At 65.1% G+C, this 13,120-nt stretch carries 13 protein-coding genes; 10 read left to right on the forward strand and 3 right to left on the reverse strand.

The window, feature by feature from the left end; all coding sequences use genetic code 11:
- Positions 1-79 precede the first annotated feature (79 nt).
- A complete protein-coding gene (locus tag ACQR1E_RS23025) occupies positions 80-712 on the reverse strand; it encodes a pyridoxamine 5'-phosphate oxidase family protein (protein ID WP_315825940.1) in 633 nt (210 codons plus the stop codon).
- Between the two features lie 120 nt (positions 713-832).
- On the opposite strand from ACQR1E_RS23025, the gene ACQR1E_RS23030 reads away from it, so the two are divergent.
- Positions 833-1,717: a LysR family transcriptional regulator gene (locus ACQR1E_RS23030; protein ID WP_315713751.1), complete on the forward strand. Its 885-nt coding sequence runs from the start codon at positions 833-835 to the stop codon at positions 1,715-1,717.
- Positions 1,718-1,848: 131 nt separating this feature from the next.
- Here ACQR1E_RS23030 and ACQR1E_RS23035 read toward each other — a convergent pair whose 3' ends face one another.
- Positions 1,849-2,262 (reverse strand): PaaI family thioesterase, encoded by a 414-nt coding sequence (locus ACQR1E_RS23035; protein ID WP_315713752.1) that lies wholly within the window; start codon positions 2,260-2,262, stop codon positions 1,849-1,851.
- 412 nt (positions 2,263-2,674) lie between these two features.
- Here ACQR1E_RS23035 and ACQR1E_RS23040 point away from each other — a divergent pair, with 412 nt between their 5' ends.
- The 4 genes from ACQR1E_RS23040 to ACQR1E_RS23055 all read left to right on the forward strand — a co-directional run bounded on the left by ACQR1E_RS23040 (position 2,675) and on the right by ACQR1E_RS23055 (position 6,239).
- A complete protein-coding gene (locus ACQR1E_RS23040) occupies positions 2,675-3,691 on the forward strand; it encodes a TRAP transporter substrate-binding protein (RefSeq protein WP_315713753.1) in 1,017 nt (338 codons plus the stop codon).
- 233 nt (positions 3,692-3,924) lie between these two features.
- Positions 3,925-4,434, forward strand: a complete 510-nt coding sequence (locus tag ACQR1E_RS23045) for a TRAP transporter small permease (protein ID WP_315713754.1) — start codon at positions 3,925-3,927, stop codon at positions 4,432-4,434.
- A 6-nt stretch (positions 4,435-4,440) separates the two neighbouring features.
- On the forward strand, positions 4,441-5,760 hold the full coding sequence (locus tag ACQR1E_RS23050) for a TRAP transporter large permease (protein WP_315713755.1): 1,320 nt from the start codon (positions 4,441-4,443) through the stop codon (positions 5,758-5,760).
- Positions 5,760-6,239, forward strand: coding sequence for a DUF3237 domain-containing protein (locus tag ACQR1E_RS23055; protein WP_434897613.1), 480 nt, complete (start codon positions 5,760-5,762; stop codon positions 6,237-6,239). Before ACQR1E_RS23050 ends, ACQR1E_RS23055 begins: the two co-directional genes overlap by 1 nt.
- A 213-nt stretch (positions 6,240-6,452) precedes the next feature.
- On the opposite strand, the gene ACQR1E_RS23060 is transcribed toward ACQR1E_RS23055, so the two are convergent.
- Positions 6,453-6,791 (reverse strand): hypothetical protein, encoded by a 339-nt coding sequence (locus tag ACQR1E_RS23060; protein WP_434897614.1) that lies wholly within the window; start codon positions 6,789-6,791, stop codon positions 6,453-6,455.
- Positions 6,792-7,562: 771 nt separating this feature from the next.
- On the opposite strand from ACQR1E_RS23060, the gene ACQR1E_RS23065 reads away from it, so the two are divergent.
- From ACQR1E_RS23065 to ACQR1E_RS23085, 5 genes are all read left to right on the forward strand, one after another.
- Positions 7,563-8,366, forward strand: a complete 804-nt coding sequence (locus tag ACQR1E_RS23065) for a crotonase/enoyl-CoA hydratase family protein (protein ID WP_434841739.1) — start codon at positions 7,563-7,565, stop codon at positions 8,364-8,366.
- Position 8,367: 1 nt separating this feature from the next.
- The gene (locus ACQR1E_RS23070) at positions 8,368-10,269 is read left to right on the forward strand and encodes a feruloyl-CoA synthase (RefSeq protein ID WP_316169551.1); all 1,902 of its coding nucleotides are present in this window, start codon (positions 8,368-8,370) and stop codon (positions 10,267-10,269) included.
- A gap of 26 nt (positions 10,270-10,295) precedes the next feature.
- On the forward strand, positions 10,296-11,060 hold the full coding sequence (locus ACQR1E_RS23075; RefSeq protein ID WP_434897615.1) for an SDR family NAD(P)-dependent oxidoreductase: 765 nt from the start codon (positions 10,296-10,298) through the stop codon (positions 11,058-11,060).
- Positions 11,061-11,318: 258 nt separating this feature from the next.
- Complete coding sequence (locus ACQR1E_RS23080; RefSeq protein WP_315825945.1) at positions 11,319-11,738, forward strand: acyl-CoA thioesterase; 420 nt, start codon at positions 11,319-11,321, stop codon at positions 11,736-11,738.
- A gap of 215 nt (positions 11,739-11,953) precedes the next feature.
- Positions 11,954-13,099: an ABC transporter substrate-binding protein gene (locus ACQR1E_RS23085; RefSeq protein WP_315713761.1), complete on the forward strand. Its 1,146-nt coding sequence runs from the start codon at positions 11,954-11,956 to the stop codon at positions 13,097-13,099.
- Positions 13,100-13,120 lie beyond the last annotated feature (21 nt).

Here is a 13,120-nt window from a genome sequence, read left to right on the forward strand (position 1 = left end):
CGTCATTCCGGGGCAAGGCCGCAGGCCTTGAACCCGGAATGACTAACAAGCCAAAGGCGCGGCCCGCAGCGCGCAGGACCTAGGCGGAGGGCTTGCTCTCGCCCTTCAACCGCGCCAGTTCGGCCTCGAGCTCCGCGATGCGAGCATCGCGAACGGCCAGCGCTTCCGCGACGTCGGCCGCGTCGAACTTCTGCGGGATGTGCTGCGGGCAGTTGGTGTCCCACGCGCTGATCGTGAACAGGATGACGTGCTCGGGCCGCGCCTTGTAGCCTCTCGGCATCAGCGAGGCCGTCAGCGCGGCATCATCCTCCACCACCCGCGCCGTCCCCCAGATCTTCACCCGGCGGCGATGCGCGTAGTCCATGATGAAGATGTAGGCGTGCGGGTTCTCCGACAGGTTGCCCTGGGTGATATATTGCCGGTTGCCGCTGAAGTCGGCGAAGGCCAGCGTGTGGCTGTCGAGCACCTTGAGAAAGCCCTTCGGTCCGCCGCGGTGCTGGATATAGGGCTGGCCGTCGGCCGAGGCGGTCGCGAGATAGAAGCTCGTGGCCTCGGCGAGGCGGCCGGCGAGATCGGCGTCGACCTCGTGGCGAAAGCCGCGGCTCCGCTCCACATGCGCGTAGCTCTCGCGCGACCCCTTGCGCGCCTGGATCGCCTTGGCGGCGGGTGAGAACATGACGTCGCCGGGTGCCTGGATGGTTGTCTGGGTCATCGCAATGACTCCTTGTCGCTGCGGCAGTGACTGCCGCCGTGGAGCCAATATGGTCCCAATCCCCTTCGGAAATAATCTGGCCAGTTGACATTGGATCGTTGCAGATGCTGCAATAATCCCATGGACCGCATCGATGCCATGCAGGCTTTCGTCACCGTCGCCGAGCTGAACGGCTTCGCACCGGCGGCGCGCCGGCTCAAGCTGTCGCCATCGGCGGTCACCCGTTTGGTCGCCGCGCTCGAATCGCATCTTGGCGTCCGCCTGCTGCAGCGGACGACGCGCTCGGTGACGCTGACCGATTCCGGACGACGCTATCTCGACCGCGCCAGCCGCATCCTGGCCGATCTGGCGGAGGCGGAGCGCGCCGCGGAGAGCGAGCGCCTGCAGCCGGTGGGGCGGCTGGTGGTCTCGGCGCCCGTCGGCTTCGGCCGGCTCCATGTCGGTCCGGTCATGGCCGCTTATCTGAGCCGCTATGCCGAGGTCGCGGCCGAGCTGCGGCTCGAGGACCGCCAGATCAATCTGGTTGAGGACGGCGTCGACTGTGCCGTTCGTATCGGGCATCTCGGCGATTCGTCGCTCGTGGCCCGCCAGGTCGGCAGCATGCGCCGGATCGTGGTCGGAGCTCCCGCCTACTTCAAGGTCCATGGTGAGCCGCGGACGCCCGAGGCGCTGACGAAGCACCAGACCATCCAGTTCGGTCCGTCCGACGAATGGCGCTTCGTCAAGGACGGCAGGGAACTGCGGATGGCGGTCAGCCCGCGGCTCGTCACCAACAATGCCGACGCCGCGATCCAGTATGCCGAGGCGGGCGGCGGCGTGACACGGGTGATGGCCTATCAGGCAGCGGACACGCTGCGCGGCGGCCGTCTCAAGCGGGTGCTGGCGAAATACGAGCCTCCGCCGCTCCCGATCCACATCGTGTTTCCGAGCTCCCGCCTGCTCTCCGCCAAAGTGCGCGCCTTCATCGACCTGATCACCGCAACCTGCGACTGGCGTTTCGACTGAAAGCGACTACGACGCCACACCCCGTCATTCCGGGGCAAGGCCGAAGGCCTTGAACCCGGAATGACGAGTGGATGCGATTGCGCCGACCTTGGTGCGATACTGGTCTTGATGCGAAAGAACGGCGGTTTCGATCACCCCTTCTTCGGCACCACCCGGAAGGTCGCGTTTGCACGCGCGATCACGGCGTCGTCGGCCAGCACCAGGCTCTGGACGAAGCAGACGGTGCGTCCGCTCTTGATGACGTCGCTCTCGACGCTGAGCCACTGTCCGGTCCCGGCGCTGCCGATGTAGTCCACCGCGAGGTTGATCGTCACTAGCGACGCCTTCCAGCCAAGCGCCTGGGCGCAGCTATAGCCCATCGCATTGTCGGCCAGCGATGCGATCAGCCCGCCATGGATCAGCCCGCGCGAATTGGTGTGCGGCGTGGCGAGCCGCAGGCCGAGGATGACGGCCTTGTCGGTTTTCTTGGCGTAGAGCGGCTCCCAGGGATCGGTGAACGGGCTCTTGCGGAAATGCGGTTCGAATCCGGCGGGGACGCTGCTCATGAGTGTCTCGATCGTTGCTGGCGATGTCCGCAGTCAACGACATCAGCGCGGATTTTGCACCGCCTACAAAGTTTCAAACGTCTTTTGCGCGGGCGTTTGACACGTTGCGCGTCGGATGCACGCGGATGGGTCGCGCGCGATGTCGCCGGGCGTCCGGTGCGGCCCTGCGGCAATTTCGTGGTGCGATGCTCCCGCCGTGCAATTTCGGGTGCAGGCGAGATCCTTAACGTGTTAATGAAATGGCCACGGGCCTGCAACTTTCGTCTGCCAGACTTGCGCTGGCGGGCGCGCTAGGCTCCGCTTGGCGCGTGCACTGGTGGCCAACCTGCTGCCGCGCTTGCAATGATGCTTATATGCTATAACAATGAAGCAAAGGGCCCTCGAAGGCCCACTGATGGAGGAGACGATCCCGATGAGGAAGACGCTTCTGGCGTTGGCTCTGGCCGCCGGTGTGACCCCCGCGCTCGCGCAGGACAAGACATTCGAATTGAAGATCTCGCACTGGGTGCCGGCGAGCCATCCGCTGCAGAAGGCGCTGGAGGATTGGGCCGCGTCGGTCGAAAAGGCCTCGGGCGGCACCATCAAGGGCAAGGTGTTCCCGGCCCAGCAGCTCGGCAAGGCGTTCGACCATTATGACATGGCGCGCGACGGCATCGCCGATGTCACTTATGTGAATCCCGGCTATCAGCCTGGCCGTTTCCCGATCATCGGCGCCGGCGAGTTGCCGTTCCTGATTTCCGACGCCAAGGGCGGCTCGGAAGGTTTGGACGCGTGGTATCGCAAATATGCCGAGAAGGAGATGAAGGACGTCAAGTACTGCCTCGCCTTCGTCCACACGCCGTCGGCCTTCCACACCCGCACCAAGAAGGTCGTCGTGCCTGAGGACGTCAAGGGCATGAAGATCCGCCCGGCCGATGCGACGATCGCCAATTTCGTCACCCTGCTCGGCGGGACCAATGTGCAGTCGTCGGCGCCGGAAGTGCGCGACATCATCGAGCGCGGCGTCGCCGACGGCGTCACCTTTCCGGCGGGCTCGCTGGTGCTGTTCGGAGTCGACAAGGTCACGAAGTACCACATGGATGCGCCGTTCTACGTGACGACCTTCGTGTTCGTCATGAACAAGGACAAGTACAACCAGATGTCGGCGATGCAGAAGAAGGCGATCGACGACAATTGCAACACGGAGGCCGCCGGCAAGGTCGGCGAGCCCTGGGGCAAGTTTGAGGACGCCGGCGTCGACAAGATCAAGGCCGAGTCCGGCCAGGAGGTCTACAAGCTGACGCCGGAGCAGACCGCGTTGTGGAAAAAGGCCTCCGAGCCGCTGTTCAAGACCTGGGCCGATGGCGTCAAGAAGACCGGCGTCGATGCCGAGGCCGCCATGACCGAGCTGAAGGCCTCGCTCGCCAAGTACAAGGCGCTGGCGCAGTAGCTTCTTTTCATCCCCCCAAGCTCTTGCGCGGCGGACGGTGCGCTCCCTCTCCCCGTTTCTTACGGGGAGAGGGCCGGGGTGAGGGCAGACGCACGGGTGGTGTCGTCCGTTAGACTTGTACCTCTTCGCCCCAACCCTCTCTCCGCAAGCGGGGCGAGGGGGCCCACCGACTGCTACGCAGCAGCTCGCTTCGCATCCACCATAACCACCAAGCTTTCTGACACGGGGACGCCATGCAGCGCGCCTTCATGGACCGGATCATCGACGGGATCGAGTGGATCGCCGCGTTCTTCGTCGGCATCGTCGCGCTCGACATCTTCCTGTCGGTGCTACTCCGCAACACGCTGAACTATTCGATCCCCGATTCCTTCGACATCGGGCGCATGCTGCTCGGCATCCTGATCTTCTGGGGCATCGCTGCGACGTCATACCGCGGCACCCACATCACCGTGGATCTCATCTGGGGCAATGTCGGCCCGCGCTATCAGCGCTGGATCGACATCTTCGCAACGCTGGTACTGCTGTTCGTCGTCACGGTGCAGACCTGGACCCTGTTCGACAAGGTGCGCGGCACCTATGAGGACAACGTCCTCACCTTCGATCTGCACATGCCGACCTGGCCGTTCTTCGCCGTCGCCTGGATCGGCGACGTTTCGGCGGTGCTGCTGATCGCCATCCGGACCTATCGCCTGATCTTCCACCCCGAGGAGATTCATGACCCTCAAGTCAAGCCCACGGAGTAGTGCCGCATGAGCACGGATGCGGTTGCCGTCATCGGCTTCGTTGCGCTGTTTGCGCTGATGCTGCTGCGCGTGCCGGTGGGCATGGCGATGGGACTCGTCGGCGTGTCCGGCTTCGCCTATCTCGTCAACGGTACGGCGGCGCTGAAGCTGGTCGGCCAGACCTCGATGCGCACGGTCACGGACTACACGTTCGGCGTGATCCCGATGTTCCTGCTGATGGGAACGTTCGTGTCCAACTCGGGCATGAGCCGCGAGCTGTTCCGCGCCGCCAACGGCTTCGTCGGCCATCTGCGCGGCGGGCTCGGCATCGCCACGGTGGCGGCCTGCGGCGGCTTCGCCGCGATCTGCGGCTCGTCGGTGGCGACCGCCGCGACCTTCTCGGCCGTGGCCTATCCGGAGATGCGCCGCTTCGGCTATCCGCAATCCTTCGCCACCGGCGTCATCGCCGCTGGCGGCACCTTGGGCGCGATGCTGCCGCCGTCGACCGTGCTCGCCGTCTACGGCATCATCACCGAGCAGGACATCGGCAAGCTGTTCATCGCCGGCATCATCCCCGGCCTCTTGGCGATGACCATGTACATGATCACCATCACGGTGATCGGCCGTGTCAGGCCGGATTTCCTGCCCAGGGGCGAGGCGCCGCCGTGGCGCGAGCGCATCGCGGGCCTGAAGGGCATCTGGGCGCCGGTGCTGCTGTTCCTGTTCGTGATCGGCGGTCTCTATGGTCTTCCGTTCCTGCCGCGCTTCACGCCGACGGAAGCCGGCGGCGTCGGCGCCACCGGCGCGTTCCTGATCGGCGTGTTCACCGGCCGGCTGAACAAGGAGAAGATCCTGGCTTCGCTGCTGCAGGCGACGCGTACCGCCGCGGCCGTGTTCACTGTGCTGATCGGCGCCTTGATCTTCGGCTACTTCCTGACGGTGACGCAGACGCCACAGAAGGTGACGGAGTTCCTCACCGGTCTCGGCCTCGGGCCCTACGGGGTGCTGGCGCTGATCATGGTGATGTATCTCGTCCTCGGCTGCCTGATGGACGCGATGGCGATGATCATCCTGACCGTGCCGATCATCTTCCCGGTGATCTCGCATCTCGGCTTCGATCCGATCTGGTTCGGCGTCATCATCGTGATGACCGTCGAGCTTGGCCTGATCCATCCCCCCGTCGGCATGAACGTGTTCGTGATCAAGAGCGTGGTGAAGGACGTGTCGTTCTCGACCATCTTCAAGGGCGTGCTGCCGTTCGTCGCGACCGACCTGATCCGGCTGGTGATCCTGATCGCCTTCCCGCTGCTCGCCACCTGGCTGCCGCAACAGATGATGGCCCGCTGATGACGACTCCGATCCTCGAGACCCGCTACGTCTTCACCCTCACCGTGATGATCGGCGACGTCACCAGTGCCGGCGAGACCGGCATCGGCGTGCGCCGGATCATCCCGATCCATGGCGGCGAGGTGAAGGGCCCCGGCCGCGCCGGTGAGGGCATCAGCGGCAGGATCTGCAACTTCGGCGCCGACTTCCAGATCATCCGCCCCAACGAGCTGATCGACCTCGAGGCCAAATACGCCTTCGAGACGGACGACGGCGCGACCATCTACGTCGAGAACCGCGGCATCCGCTTCGGGCCAGTCGACTTGCTGCAGAAGCTCAAGCGCGGCGAGCCGGTGGACCCCAGGCTGATCTACTTCCGCACCCACCCGCGCTTCGAGACCGGCCACGAGAAGTATCGCTGGCTGATGGAGCACGTCTTCATAGGCTCCGCCGCCCGTCATGCCGATCGCGTCATCATCGACGTGTATGTGGTGCTGTAGGCTACGCTCTCCTTGCGAAGGGCGATCGCATAAAGCGGTCGGGAGTTTAGGGCTTGCCTGTCTCCACATCGTCATGGCCGGGCTTGTCCCGGGCATCCACGTGGTTCTGCATGCTCCGAACGACGTGGATGCCCGGGACAAGCCCGGGCATGACGGAGCAACTGGTTGAAACGGCTGTTCGTCGCGACGGTTTCGTATTCGGTAGACCTACGACTAATCCTCGTCGTCCCAGCTCGAAGCCCGGCCGTAGCCGTCGTGGTCGCAATTGCGATAGTGGCGAGCCGGCACATAGCGGTAGCGCTCGTAGCCGTAGCCGTAGCCGTCATACGCCGCGTCGCGATAGTGGGACCGGTAGACCGGCGCAGGCTCATACGCCTGCGCGTCCGACGCCGCCGCCAGCGCGCCGCCGATGAGAGCGCCGGCCACCAGGCCGCCGATCAGCGCCGCGTTGCGCCCGTCATGCGCCTGAGCCGGCGCCGCGCCGGCGAGCAGGGTGGCGGTGACGGCGAGCGCGGCGACGCCGCCAGCGAGAGATGTCTTCAGCGAAACCATGGTCCCCTCCATTGGGAAGTGTGGTGACGATGACGTTCTATAGGGCGCGCTTTGAAGCCACCCTGAATGCAATGTTGTTGGCCGTTCATCTCGGAAGTCGCCCCGGGACTCCGGCCAGCCTCCCGGCATATTCTGATAAAAATAAATATCTTGCGCGTTATCGGAAAACGTGATTTCCTCTCGCCATCCCGTCCCAAGCCGAGGGGCGTAGCGCGCGATCGTCACGACACGCGGGGCGGGGAGCGGTGGCCGCGATCATGTCGCAGCGTGTCTTCGGGCGCGCGGACGAATGATGTGACGCGGACGTGAAGTCGCAGCGTCCTGACACCCCGTTGCCGGTGTTACGTTCGCGATGGCGCCAACGCGCCGCGCGGATCATGGTGGCCAACAAGCCGGTGCACCAGGGAGACTGCGTATAAGCGTGAAGACCACCGCTTGAGCCCGCCGGGCGTTCCCGGCTGCACCTGTGGTACCTGCCGCCTGCATTTTTTCAGCAGGCGGGCCGCAGGCGTCAGCCGGCGCCTGGCCTTCCCTGCGCCCTCTGCATTTGAGGGTGAACGTGATCAGCAAGCCCCGGGCGCGAATCCGCCGCGGGAACGCCGCATCATGTCATTTGCCTTTGTGCTGACGCGCCTTACGATGCGACATGCGCCGCCCCCGCATCGTTCGCCGTTCGTTTCGCATTGCACAATACGATCTCGGCCACCGCTTATTGACTCCTGCCGAGATCGTTATAAAACATAACTATTCTGAACAGGACACAATCAAGCGATGGGAAACGCCGACACCGCCACGCCAGCGGGCGATCCGTCTCTGCTGCAGATCGAACAGCAGGGCGCCGTCCTGACGATCGGGCTCAACCGCCCGGCCAAGCGCAACGCGCTGAATGACGGCATCATCCTCGCCATCGGCGAGTGCTTCACCAGCCTGCCTGACGGCGTCCGCTGCATCGTGATCCACGGGATCGGCGACAATTTCTCCTCCGGCCTCGATCTCTCCGAGCTGCGCGAACGTGACGCCACCGAAGGCCTGGTGCACTCGCAGATGTGGCATCGCGTGTTCGACCGCATCCAGTATTGCCGCGTGCCGGTGATCGCCGCATTGAAGGGGGCCGTCATCGGCGGCGGTCTCGAGCTCGCCTGCGCCGCGCATATCCGTGTTGCCGAGCCGTCGGCTTACTTCGCGCTGCCCGAGGGCCAGCGCGGCATCTTCGTCGGCGGCGGTGGCTCGGTGCGGTTGCCGCGCCTGATCGGCGTCGCCCGCATGATGGACATGATGCTGACCGGCCGGGTCTATTCGGCGACCGAAGGCTCGTCCTACGGCTTCGCGCAATATCTGGTCGAGGCCGGCGCCTCGATGACCAAGGCGATGGAGCTGGCGGCGAAGATCGCGAACAACGCGCCGCTGACGAATTTCGCGGTGCTGCAGGCGCTGCCGATGATCGCCGAGGCCAATCCGCAGACCGGCCTGCTGATGGAATCGCTGATGGCCACCGTCGCGCAGAGCGACAAGGAGGCCAAGAATCGCATCCGCGCCTTCCTCGATCACAAGACCGCCAAAGTGAAGCCGACGTGACATGACCGCACAAACAATAACAAGCACACAGGGAGGAACGGACGACACGGCGCGCCGCGCCAGTGTTCATCCGTTGCGCGCGATCTCGTTCAACGACCCGGCCGTCACGGTCGACCGCCGAGACGACGGCACCATCTATCTCCGTCCGAAGCAGCCGCTCGGCGACTATCCGCCGCGGATCACCGACCGGCTGCATCACTTCGCCAAAGCCACGCCCGAGCGCGTGTTCATGGCCGAGCGCGTTGGCCCGGAGGGCTGGCGCGAGCTGAGCTATGCCACGCTGCTGGCGGCGAGCCGGCACATCGCGTCCGGGCTGCTCGCGCGCGGGCTGTCGCCGGACCGGCCGGTCATGATCCTGTCGGGCAATTCGATCGACCATGCGCTGGTTGCGTTCGGCGCGCTCTATGCCGGCGTGCCGTTCTGTCCGGTGTCGCCGGCCTATTCGCTGGTGTCGCGCGACTACGGCAAGCTCGCCTACCTGATGAAGCTGCTGACGCCGGGCCTCGTCTTCGTCGACGACGCCGACAAGTTCGCGGACGCGCTCATCGCCAACGTGCCCGAGGGCACCGAGATCGTGGCGTCGTTCGGCTCGGTGCCGGGCCGCAAGATCACGATGCTCGCCGATCTGATCGCATCGCCGCTGTTTCCTGGCCTCGACGCCGCCCATGACAAGATCGGCCCGGACACGATCGCGAAATTCCTGCTGACCTCGGGCTCGACCGGCAATCCGAAGGCCGTGATCAACACCCAGCGCATGATCTGCGCCAATCAGGTGATGATCCGCGAGACGCTCGCCTTCCTCAAGGACGAGCCGCCTGTGATCATCGACTGGCTGCCCTGGAATCACACATTCGGCGGCAACCACAACATCGGCCTGACCCTATTCAACGGCGGCTCGATGTATCTCGACCAAGGCAAGCCGGTGCCCGGCGGCATCGAGGAGACCGTGCGAAACCTGCGCGAGATCTCGCCGACGGTCTATTTCAACGTCCCCAAGGGCTACGAGTCGCTGCTGCCCTATTTCCGCGAGGACCCGGCGCTGCGGAAGTCCTTCTTCCAGCGGCTGCACGCGATGTTCTTCTCCGGTGCCGCACTGGCGCCGCATGTCTGGAACGAGCTCGACGAGCTCTCGGTGGCCGAGACGGGCACTCGCGTGCCGATGCTGACGGGCCTCGGCTCCACCGAGACCGCGCCGTTCTTCATGTCGGTCAATCCGCGCACCAGCCGCTCCGGCCATGTCGGCCTGCCGGTCTCCGGCAACGAGGCCAAGCTCGTTCCCAACAACGGCAAGATGGAAGTGCGCGCCAAGGGGCCGAACGTGACGCCGGGCTATTGGCGCCTGCCGGAGGTCTCGGCCGCGGCCTTTGATGACGAAGGCTACTACAAGATGGGCGACGCGCTGAAGCCCGTCGATCCCGACGACTTCAATGCCGGCTTCGACTTTGACGGCCGTGTTGCCGAGGACTTCAAGCTGGCGAGCGGCACCTGGGTTTCCGTCGGCCCGTTGCGGGCCCGCTTCGTGGCTGCGTGCGCGCCGCTGGCGCGCGACGTGATCATCGCCGGCATCAACCGCGACGAGATCGCCGCAATCGTCGTGCTCGATCTCGATGGTTGCCGCCTGATCAACGCGACCTTGCCGTTCGACGACCTCGCCGCCACGGCGGCCGATCCGCTGATCATCGAGGCCTTCCGTCAGCGCTTCGCAAAATTCCTGCAGACCGCGACCGGCTCATCGACGCGCATCACGCGCGCCGTCCTGCTCGGCGTGCCGCTGTCGATCGACAAGGGCGAGGTCACCGACAAGGGATCGATCAACCAGCGCGCCGTGCTGGAGAACCGCAAGGACCTGATCGAACGCATCTACGCCGCGACGCCGGACGACGACATCATCATCGCCGGCTGATCGACGCATCCAAGGGAGAAACGACAATGTTGTTGAAGGACCATGCCGCCATCGTCACCGGCGGCGCTTCCGGCCTCGGGGCCGCCACCGCCCGCAAGCTCGCTGCGCAGGGCGCCAAGGTCGCGGTGTTCGATCTCAACGCCAAGCTGGCGGAGGAGGTCGCGGCCGAGATCAAGGGCGTGCCGGTGGTCTGCGACGTCTCGGACGCCGCCGGCGCGGAAGCGGCCGTTGCCAAGGCCGTCGAGGCGCTCGGCCAGCAGCCGCGCGTGCTGGTGAACTGTGCCGGCATCGGCGTCGCCAAGCGCGTCGTCGGACGTGACGGCCCGATGCCGCTGGCCGATTTCGAGAAGGTCATCAAGGTCAACCTGATCGGCTCGTTCAACATGCTGCGTCTGGTCACCAACGGCATGACCAAGCTGGAGCCGCAGGCGACCGGTGAGCGCGGCGTCGTCATCAACACCGCGTCGGTCGCCGCCTATGACGGCCAGATCGGACAGTCGGCCTATTCCGCCTCCAAGGGCGGCATCGTCGGCATGACCCTGCCGATCGCGCGCGAGCTCGCGCAGTTCGGCATCCGCGTGCTGACCATTGCGCCCGGCCTGTTCCTGACGCCGCTGCTCGCCAACCTGCCGCAGGAGGCCCAGGACTCGCTCGCCGCCGCGATCCCGTTCCCCCGTCGTCTGGGTCATGCCGATGAGTTCGCCGCGCTGGCGCTGCACATGGTCGAGAACGCCTACCTCAACGGCGAAGTCGTTCGCCTCGACGGCTCGCTGCGCATGGCGCCGAAGTAAGTGCCGCGCGCCGACGTCCACGTGGTTGTCATTCCGGGACGACGCGCCAGCGTCGGGCCCGGAATCCATTCGGCGTCTAGCACTGCTGAGAGATGGATTCCGGGCTCGCGCTCCGCGCGCCCCGGAATGACGACGTAGAGAAACGGAGGGTGGGCAAAGCGTAGCGTGCCCACCGCCGCTGAAAATGGTGGGCACGGCGCTGCGCGCCGTTGCCCACTCTACAGATCGCTATCGGCGATGGTGTGAGGCTTTCAAGACATGTTCGTTCACCGCCGCGACGTGCAGATCCAGTGGGGCGACTGCGATCCCGCCAACATCGTCTACTACCCGCGCTATTTCGCGATGTTCGATGATGCGACCTCGGTGATGTTCGAGGCGGCCGGGTTCTCCAAGCAGGACATCGTCCGCCGCTACGGCCTGGTCGGCATCCCCATGGTCGACACCCGCGCCAAGTTCTACATCCCCTCGACCTATGGCGATTGGATCACGATCGAGAGCCGGATCGAGAGCATCAAGCGCTCGTCCTTCGACGTCACCCACAAGGTGTTCAAGGGTGAGGCGCTGGCCATCGAAGGGTTCGAGACCCGGGTGCTGGTCGGGCGCGATCCGGCCGACCCGGACAAGCTGAAATCGGCACCTTTCCCGGAGGAGATGCGAGCCAAGTTTCTCGGGGAATGAGGCGCGGAAATGGGTGCGACATGCGGCCGTCTTAAGGATGTTCAGCTGTCGTGCTTTGGTCGACTGGTGAGGAGTGATCTTCTCGTGTTCAATGCTATGATCACGTTTGGACACATATCGGCCGGTCGTGTTGGAAGATGCCCCAGACAGGGGGCGGGACTGCAAACAGGATCGGCGGATCACGAGCTGAACCGAAAAGATTGAGGGAGGATTTTATGAGGAAGGCCTATCTGGCGGCGGCTGGCGTCATCGCGATGCTGGCATCAGCGCCGGCGCTGGCGCAGACCAGCGAGATCACCATCGGCATCACCACGACGACGACGGGGCCGGGCGCGGCGCTCGGCATCCCCGAGCGCAATGCGCTCGAGTTCGTGCCGAAGGAGATCGGCGGCGTGCCGCTCAAGGTGATCGTGCTCGACGACGGCGGCGATCCGACCACGGCCACGACCAACGCCCGTCGCTTCGTGACGGAATCGAAGGCTGATATCATCATGGGCTCGGCGCTGACGCCGCCGACCATCGCGGTGTCCAACGTCGCCAACGAGGCAGGCATTCCGCATTTCGGGCTGGCGCCGTTCCCGGTCACGCCGGAGCGGATGAAATGGTCGGTTGTGATGCCGCAGCCGGTGCCGATCATGGGCAAGGTGCTGTACGAGCACATGAAGGCGCACAACATCAAGACCGTCGGCTATATCGGCTACTCCGACTCCTACGGCGACCTCTGGTTCAACGATCTGAAGAATCAGGCTGTGCCGATGGGCATCACCATCGCCGACGAGGAACGCTTTGCGCGTCCCGACACCTCCGTCACCGGCCAGGTGCTGAAGCTGGTCGCCGCCAATCCGGACGCCATCCTGGTCGGCGCCTCCGGCACCGCCGCGGCGCTGCCGCAGACCGAGCTGCGCGAGCGTGGCTACACCGGCCTGATCTATCAGACCCATGGCGCCGCGAGCATGGACTTCATCCGCATCGCCGGCAAGGCGGCGGAGGGTGTGATCATGGCGTCCGGTCCGGTGATGTCGCCTGAGACGCAGGACGACAGCGCGTTGACCAAGAAGCCGGGCATGGAGCTGAACAAGGCGTATGAGGGCAAGTATGGCCCGAACAGCCGCAGCCAGTTCGCCGGCCACTCGTTCGATGCGTTCGAGATCCTCAAGCGCATCATCCCGGTGGCGCTGAAGACCGCCAAGCCCGGCACGCCGGAGTTCCGCGAGGCCATCCGCCAGGCGCTGCTGACCGAGAAGGACCTGGCGGCCTCGCAGGGCGTCTACAACTTCACCGAAAAGGACCGTTCCGGCCTCGACGACCGCGCCCGCATCATCCTGACGGTCAAGGATGGCAAATACGTCCCGGCGAAGTAACCGGACGGACGATATCTTCGA

The sequence above is a fragment of the Bradyrhizobium sp. HKCCYLRH1030 genome, from assembly GCF_051168395.1.
Classification (GTDB): Bacteria; Pseudomonadota; Alphaproteobacteria; order Rhizobiales; family Xanthobacteraceae; genus Bradyrhizobium.

What these genes read in the sequence shown, in the direction of transcription:
- ACQR1E_RS23025 (WP_315825940.1), bottom strand. Translation starts at nt 712, where the DNA reads ATGACCCAGACAACCATCCAGGCACCCGGCGACGTCATGTTCTCACCC.
- ACQR1E_RS23030 (WP_315713751.1), top strand. Translation starts at nt 833, where the DNA reads ATGGACCGCATCGATGCCATGCAGGCTTTCGTCACCGTCGCCGAGCTG.
- ACQR1E_RS23035 (WP_315713752.1), bottom strand. Translation starts at nt 2,262, where the DNA reads ATGAGCAGCGTCCCCGCCGGATTCGAACCGCATTTCCGCAAGAGCCCG.
- ACQR1E_RS23040 (WP_315713753.1), top strand. Translation starts at nt 2,675, where the DNA reads ATGAGGAAGACGCTTCTGGCGTTGGCTCTGGCCGCCGGTGTGACCCCC.
- ACQR1E_RS23045 (WP_315713754.1), top strand. Translation starts at nt 3,925, where the DNA reads ATGCAGCGCGCCTTCATGGACCGGATCATCGACGGGATCGAGTGGATC.
- ACQR1E_RS23050 (WP_315713755.1), top strand. Translation starts at nt 4,441, where the DNA reads ATGAGCACGGATGCGGTTGCCGTCATCGGCTTCGTTGCGCTGTTTGCG.
- ACQR1E_RS23055 (WP_434897613.1), top strand. Translation starts at nt 5,760, where the DNA reads ATGACGACTCCGATCCTCGAGACCCGCTACGTCTTCACCCTCACCGTG.
- ACQR1E_RS23060 (WP_434897614.1), bottom strand. Translation starts at nt 6,791, where the DNA reads ATGGTTTCGCTGAAGACATCTCTCGCTGGCGGCGTCGCCGCGCTCGCC.
- ACQR1E_RS23065 (WP_434841739.1), top strand. Translation starts at nt 7,563, where the DNA reads ATGGGAAACGCCGACACCGCCACGCCAGCGGGCGATCCGTCTCTGCTG.
- ACQR1E_RS23070 (WP_316169551.1), top strand. Translation starts at nt 8,368, where the DNA reads ATGACCGCACAAACAATAACAAGCACACAGGGAGGAACGGACGACACG.
- ACQR1E_RS23075 (WP_434897615.1), top strand. Translation starts at nt 10,296, where the DNA reads ATGTTGTTGAAGGACCATGCCGCCATCGTCACCGGCGGCGCTTCCGGC.
- ACQR1E_RS23080 (WP_315825945.1), top strand. Translation starts at nt 11,319, where the DNA reads ATGTTCGTTCACCGCCGCGACGTGCAGATCCAGTGGGGCGACTGCGAT.
- ACQR1E_RS23085 (WP_315713761.1), top strand. Translation starts at nt 11,954, where the DNA reads ATGAGGAAGGCCTATCTGGCGGCGGCTGGCGTCATCGCGATGCTGGCA.